We start from the raw sequence: 7,157 nt of genomic DNA, 5'->3' as shown, positions 1-7,157 counted from the left end.
TTATCTCATTTACGCCGCAGTGTACTAGATAACTAGCAACTTAATTAATTGATGTGGCTTCAAATCATAAATTACCATTTTGTATAAGGGTAAAGCATAACGCTAAACCCCTACAAAATCTAACTACAACTTTGTTCCACACTCAGAACAGAAATTATGATTAGGTTGGTTTTGAGTCCCACAATTGCTGCAAGAAATTGATTCAACTGCATCTTTAGGCGAGGGTTTTGGTAAACCAACCATTTGCGAGTTGTTCTTGCCAGGGGCTACCATTGGATAGCAGTTTTCATCTCTGGTAATATGGACATTGACAATTACAGGGCCATTGTGTGCCAGCATTTCGGCAATTTTATCAGCCAACTCTTCCCGCTTGGTAATTACCATCCCCTTGATGCCATAAGCCTGTGCTAAAAGCTCAATATCAGGCATTCCGACTTCCATGTTAGAAGATGAATAACGCTGTCCATAGAAGGCTTCCTGCCACTGTCGCACCATTCCCTGCCAACCGTTATTTAAGATTAAAGTCTTGACATTAATGCCATATTGTGCTAGTGTTCCCAATTCCTGCAAACACATTTGGAAACTGGCATCTCCGCTGATACAGATCACTTCATCATCAGGGAAGGCAACTTTTACACCCATAGCCGCAGGCACACCAAAACCCATTGTTCCTAAACCTGCGCTAGAAATCCAGCGTCTTGGTCCATTTTTGAGGAATTGGGCTGCCCACATTTGATGTTGTCCGACATCTGTGGTGTAAAAGGCCTGGGGTGCTTGACTACCAACTTCGACAATTACCTCTTGGGGGGAAATGCTGTCAGCGTGATGGGGGACAATGAGAGGATAATCTTGTTTCCAACTGTTAATTAAGTTTAACCATTCTTGATTTTGGTTGGCTGTGGCTTTGGTATTTGCGTCTTGACATCGACGTAATAAGTCTTTTAAGACGTTTTTAACATCGCCCACAATGGGGATTTCAGGAACGCGATTTTTACCGACTTCTGCGGGGTCAATATCAATGTGAATGACTTTAGCTAAAGAGGCAAATTCATCCAATTTACCTGTAACTCGGTCATCAAATCTCGCCCCAACGCAAATTAATAAGTCGCAATCTGTAACGGCAAAGTTGGCGTAAGCTGTGCCGTGCATTCCCAACATTCCCAAGGATAGGGGATGATGTTCGTCAAATGCACCGATACCCATTAAGGTTGTGGTGACAGGGAGATTAAATAATTCTGCCAGTTGTTTGATTTCTTCGTGGGCATTAGCTGCGATCGCTCCTCCCCCAACATACAACAATGGACGACGACTTTCTCGAATTAATTGAATAGCTGCATTAATTTGGCGAGGATTTCCCTTGACTGTAGGACGATAGCCAGGTAACTTAATCGAACCAGGTGCGACAGGCACATAATCAAATTCCTCTAAAGCCACATCTTTGGGAACATCAATTAAAACGGGTCCAGGTCTACCCGTGCCGGCAATGTGAAATGCCTCAGCCACAATCCGCGCCATATCTTTGGCATCACGGACTACATAGGAATGCTTAACAATGGGTAAGGTAATCCCGTAAATATCTGTTTCTTGGAAAGCATCTGTCCCAATTGCTGCGCGGGGTACTTGTCCCGTCACCACAATCATGGGAATGGAATCCATGTAGGCTGTAGCAATACCTGTAACTAAATTGGTCGCTCCCGGACCGGAAGTACCAAAGCATACTCCTACTTTACCAGTAGCACGGGCGTAACCGTCGGCAGCGTGGGAAGCACCTTGTTCATGTCTAACCAAGATATGCTTAATCGTACCCCCGGCTTCTATCTTATAGAGGTCATCATAAATCGGTAGAATCGCGCCACCGGGATAACCAAAAATATGCTCAACACCATGACGGATTAAACTATCTATCAATGCAAAACCGCCAGATGCCCGTTTGGGTGCGGGAACTGACGAATTAGATACGGGAGACTGCTGATTATGTTCAGATTTTGGGAGACTGATTTGAGAAGACGAAACCACAGTTAACCTCAAAGTATAGCTAAAATTAACGCTTAGATTCTGTATTTAAAACTTCATTTTAATGTAAAAATTCTCACAATTGCAGAGAAAGCCGTATTTATTAGCGTTAAGAACGGATTATGATTGTACAATTTTTAGATCACATCTTGCAATACCCGCCGAGTATTTTGCCAAGTCCAAACACCAACAGCCCCAACAACTATACTCATTCCGAATAACACCGCCGACAATCCAAAGGCATTAACTAGCTTTGTTGTAATTAATAACGGTGCTGTCAGAGCGATATTAATGGCATGATTTTGAAAGCCAAAGACTTTACCGTGCATTTCTGGTGGTGTTTGTTGTTGAATTAAAGTTTGCATTGGCACGTTGACAAAAGCAGCACCTACGCCCAAGAAAATGCAAAGTCCTAATGCTAGGGGTTGGTTATCAACGAAAATGAACAAACCCAAAGAAAACGCCATAATCAAAAACCCAATTAAAGGCAAAGGTTTATGATGGAGGCGATGTCCAAAATTCCCCAAAATAGCCGCACCTATCACCATACCCACCCCCGCCGCAGCGACGAAGGAACTAAATTCTTCTGGTGCTAAATGTAACCTTGCTGCCATACCAATTGCTAATTCTATCAAAGCGGCAAATACGCAGTATAATGTAACTATTTGCAGCATAGCATTCCAAACTAGCCGATTTTGTTTGAGATAGCGTAGTCCTAACAAAAATTCAGCCCAGGGATTAATTGCGGCTGTTTCTTCGTGAATGTGCCTGTGTTCTTGAAACTGAATTGGCATCATAATCACGGCGGAAAGGATGTATAAACAGCCAACCACCAATTCCTTACCAAAGCCTTTATTAAAGCTGTCAAACCAATTCAACATGGGAGTGGCAACTGCATTACCAATAATTAATGCTGCCATCATTGTACTGCTAAATAAGGCATTGGCAGCCATTAAACTTTCTCTTTTCACCAATAGCGGAATTGCCGCTTGTTCGGCTGGGGCAAAAAACTGGGTAATGGTGGAGATAGAAAAGGTGAAGAATAAAAGTATGCTAAATTCTCGTGGCAGGAAGGGAATTAAGACCATGAATAATCCCCGCACCACGTCTGAACCCACCATAATCAGCTTTTTTGGTACACGGTCAACAATAACACCACCAGCAGAACCAAACAACATTGCTGGCACGGTAAATGCCATGTACAAATAGAAGCGTCCGTCACCTGCTGCATTATCAACAGGTAAGTAGAGTTTGAGTAAGGCAATCATTAAGACAAAGAATACCTTATCAGCTAATTGGGAAATCAGTTGACCAATCCACAGGAGCATAAAACCCCGGTTTTTCAGCAGTCCGGTAAAACCGTTATTAACAGCGGTAGGTTCAGTGGGAAACATTAGATACTTGGGAATGGGGAATAAATAATCACTATTTCCTGTTATAACGTTCTAATAGGAAATTGAGAAATTCAGATGCAGTCAGGTAGTTTTTAATTGGTGAGAAGTTGACAGATGGGTTTACCCACTTTCCTTGAACAGATTGAGGTGAGTGCCACATTGATAAATGGTCAACTGCTGGATCGGCGTAAAAGTTGTTTTCTCCCATACCGAGGTAAGCTGAAGTCCAATGGGTGTAATGATCATGACTCAAACGATGAATCGGGAAATTGCCCGCTAGAGGGACTCCCCAACCATCAATGGCAATGAAGGCTTGCACATGACCTCCCAAAAGTTGCCACGCTGTAGCCGCACCTATACCGCCAATGACACCAGCACTAAAGCATAAGAATATAACAGGCGATTCTAGCTTATTCCTGGGGCGATCGCTAGGCGCTCCCAAGCGATCGCACAGAAAATGTAAAATATGCAATGTTGATAAAGTTAAATAACCCTGTTCGGGATAAACCAGTATATCTACGGATTTTTCACTAGCTTGATTTAAGCACCCTTGGATAAAGCTGTTAGTTAATTCTGGTGCATGGATTCCAGGGCAGATAATAATGGGCATTTAATTTTTACGTTACATGGATGATATTATTGAGCGGATGCGATTAGTTCATGATTGATTGTTTTGGCTGCGTAATAATCGCAGTATTTCATTAATACTCGCGTCAATATTTCTGATATCTGATGTCATTTGTCGAATATCGCTTTTAACTTCTCTCATATCAGAAGCCAACCCTGTTGTTAGAGTTAAGTTTGTGGCTATAGCAACCTGAGAAGTTCCTATAGTCCCGGCTTGTATCTTCAGATTGGTTACATCGTGGGTAAGATCATTAGGCCGTGTATAGATGTCATCAATTCAGGTATCGTTTGTCATGATTAAATTAAACAATAATAAACGGTATCGGCTCACTAAATAGGTAGTTAATAAAAGTTATTAAGTATGCAAACTAACCAATTACTAAATCTACCTCTCATGGGTTGCGGAACTTGGGCTTGGGGAAACCAACTGCTCTGGGGATACGATGAAAGTATGGATAACCAGTTACAAGAGGTTTTTAATCTTTGTGTGAGCAATGGGATTACATTATTTGATACGGGTGATTCCTACGGGACAGGCAAGTTAAAGGGACGTAGTGAGTTACTTTTAGGAAAATTTGCCCAAGCATATCAGGGAATCAATCAGGAGAATATTTGCATTGCTACAAAGTTAGCTGCCTACCCTTGGAGATGGACTAGAAATTCAATTATATCAGCTTGTCGTGCCTCGTCCAAAAGATTAGGTAAAAATGTTGATTTGGTGCAAATGCACTGGTCTACAGCTAATTATGCGCCTTGGCAAGAGGTGGGTTTATTAGATGGTTTAGGTGATTTGTATGAGCAAGGTTTGGTGAAGGGTGTGGGTTTATCTAATTATGGAACTAAAAGACTTTTATGGGTACATAAAAGATTTCAGGAAAGAGGCATACCTATTAAAACTTTGCAGGTACAATATTCACTTTTATCTACTTATCCGGTGACGGAATTAGGTTTAAAAGATGTTTGTGATGAGTTAGGAATTTCATTAATTGCTTATAGTCCTTTAGGGTTGGGTTTATTAACAGGAAAGTTTTCGGAGAATGGGAGTTTTCCCAAAGGTATCCGGGGCTTTTTATGTAAGCAGTTATTACCAGGAATGAAGCCGCTTTTAGGTTGTTTGCAGGAAATAGCAAATACGAGAAATAAAACTATGTCTCAAGTTGCGATTAATTGGTGTATTAGTAAAGGCACAATTCCCATTCCTGGGGCTAAAAGTCTAGAACAAGCACAGGAGAATATTGGGGCTTTGGGTTGGTTTTTGAGTGATGCTGAGGTGATAGAGTTGGATCATGCTGCTGATAGGGTGGAAAAGAAAATGGTGCAGAATATTTTTCAGACGAGATAGGAGTAATCATGTTTAGTAATATATCTATTAACTTAACTATCTAATAAATCATGCCAATTTTCTAAAGGGAAATCCCAAGCTTGTTGGATACGTTGAAAATCTCTATCTGCGGAAACAACTGTGAGATAATTTTCAATAGCAATTGCCGCAATCCATAAATCGTTCTCACTTATACCTAATTCATGTATTCGGGCTTTTCGTCTTTTTTTTCGTTCTTTGGGACCAAAACAATCCATAATTTTGGCTTTCAGCTTGGCATAAATTCGACTTGTATCACTATTTACATCGTAAACAGGGATATCTTCTAAAAATTCCTCAACTATAGCCAAATTATCTACTATTGATGTAGAATTTTCAGCCATATATAATAACTCACCTTCAGTAATAGCTGAAATTGCAATATTAGCAATACCAATAGATTCTATTTTTCTAATAACAGTAGAATCACCAAAAATAATAGAGCTACAGTGATTTGTGTCCAGAAGGTATATCATTAAAATTCAGCAATTCCACGAGAAGATTGTACTATTTCTAAACATTCCTTGAGATCATCACCAACCCATTTTCCAACATGACGAAGAATAGATTTTCCTGATCCTGGACGATGAGGAAGTTTAGACTCTTTTTGTTTAATTGATCTGATGATATTCAGTGTTTGTATAAGCTCTATTTCTGACATTGAGCTAATTTCTTGTATTAGTAATTCCTTGGTTGTCATAATTTTTAACCCTATAAGTTCTAATTCATTACAATCCATCTATCCTATTTATATATTTGTAACATATATACAAACCAAGGTCAACAGGAATATTCAATATTTCTGATTAAACGACTATATGTATTCTTGTAAAATCATTTTCCAAGCTTCAATATGAGCATCTTTAATTTCTGTTGAATTTCTAGCATCTCTTACTAGTTCTTCAGTATATGTGTTAATAAATTCTTGATAATCTTCTATAAAACGCAAGTAATATTTTAAAGTATTCACAATACCATTAGCAATAATTTCTAACCCACATTCTCTTTTAATATTCAAAATCAATTCATTAATATATTCCTCTTCATGTTGATTAATAAAACAGGTTTTGTATGTCGTTAGAATATAATACCTTTCTATCGTTGTATTGGCAGATTTTTTGACTATATCTAATATCATATTTCTATCAATAGGAATATTGTGTTTTATTTCTAATATTTCAAATGGATTGTTATGGTTATCTCTTATTTCTATATCACCATAACCATGTTTATCCGCAGAAGTATGAACATTTAAAGGTAGTAATATTTTATTTTCAAATCTGCGAACAGTTTTCAATAGTTGTTCATAGATAGCAAAAATTACAATAACTGGTAGTCGAGAACTTGATGGTTCTGCAAAATGTCTTTCTACCATTTTCATCACTGTATTAATATTGAGAATATTTTTAGAACTAGCAAGTTCTATCGTTTCAGTAAAGGTTTCTGCTTGTGACTGACAAAGAAGATGTAATTGTAATAAAATATAAACTAAACAATTCTCAAGATTAATCGTTTGATTTTCAATTTTATTAATCAAAGTTAAAAAAGGTTGAATTAAGCTTTTACTTTTGAATGGTAATTTGCTTCCCTCATCAAAATTCCAGATAATGTCTGCGCGTGTTGCTTTAGTTAAAAAACCAGTTTCCTTATTAGCATATCTTGGAAAATATTCTTTAAAGAATGGAATAGTTACTTTGTTATCAAGTCCTCTAGCATAATATCCATTAGGAAATTTGGCTCTTGCGCCTCTTTTATGGAGAAAA

At 38.5% G+C, this 7,157-nt stretch carries 7 protein-coding genes; 1 reads left to right on the top strand and 6 read right to left on the bottom strand.

Features of this window, described 5'->3' with window-relative positions; all coding sequences use genetic code 11:
* Window positions 1–123 precede the first annotated feature (123 nt).
* The 3 genes from ilvB to FJR05_RS21760 form a co-directional block, all read right to left on the bottom strand.
* Window positions 124–2,016, bottom strand: coding sequence for a biosynthetic-type acetolactate synthase large subunit (gene ilvB, locus FJR05_RS21770; RefSeq protein ID WP_168646034.1), 1,893 nt, complete (start codon window positions 2,014–2,016; stop codon window positions 124–126).
* A gap of 134 nt (window positions 2,017–2,150) precedes the next feature.
* Window positions 2,151–3,407, bottom strand: coding sequence for an MFS transporter (locus FJR05_RS21765; protein WP_168646033.1), 1,257 nt, complete (start codon window positions 3,405–3,407; stop codon window positions 2,151–2,153).
* A gap of 31 nt (window positions 3,408–3,438) precedes the next feature.
* The gene (locus FJR05_RS21760; RefSeq protein WP_168646032.1) at window positions 3,439–4,017 is read right to left on the bottom strand and encodes a hypothetical protein; all 579 of its coding nucleotides are present in this window, start codon (window positions 4,015–4,017) and stop codon (window positions 3,439–3,441) included.
* Window positions 4,018–4,395: 378 nt separating this feature from the next.
* On the opposite strand from FJR05_RS21760, the gene FJR05_RS21755 reads away from it, so the two are divergent.
* Window positions 4,396–5,376, top strand: coding sequence for an aldo/keto reductase (locus tag FJR05_RS21755; RefSeq protein ID WP_168646031.1), 981 nt, complete (start codon window positions 4,396–4,398; stop codon window positions 5,374–5,376).
* Window positions 5,377–5,408: 32 nt separating this feature from the next.
* On the opposite strand, the gene FJR05_RS21750 is transcribed toward FJR05_RS21755, so the two are convergent.
* The 3 genes from FJR05_RS21750 to FJR05_RS21740 form a co-directional block, all read right to left on the bottom strand.
* Entirely contained in the window at window positions 5,409–5,870 is a 462-nt protein-coding gene (locus FJR05_RS21750) for a type II toxin-antitoxin system VapC family toxin (RefSeq protein WP_174783815.1), read from the bottom strand.
* Window positions 5,870–6,094, bottom strand: coding sequence for a hypothetical protein (locus FJR05_RS21745; protein WP_168646030.1), 225 nt, complete (start codon window positions 6,092–6,094; stop codon window positions 5,870–5,872). The genes FJR05_RS21750 and FJR05_RS21745 overlap by 1 nt, the downstream gene beginning before the upstream one ends.
* 114 nt (window positions 6,095–6,208) lie before the next feature.
* Window positions 6,209–7,157 (bottom strand): DNA methyltransferase (locus tag FJR05_RS21740; RefSeq protein ID WP_168646029.1); only part of this gene is annotated, 949 nt, incomplete at its 5' end.

The sequence above is a fragment of the Dolichospermum sp. UHCC 0259 genome, assembly GCF_009711935.1.
In the GTDB taxonomy this organism is placed as follows: Bacteria; Cyanobacteriota; Cyanobacteriia; order Cyanobacteriales; family Nostocaceae; genus Dolichospermum.
This window is presented reverse-complemented; position numbering and strand designations above follow the sequence as displayed.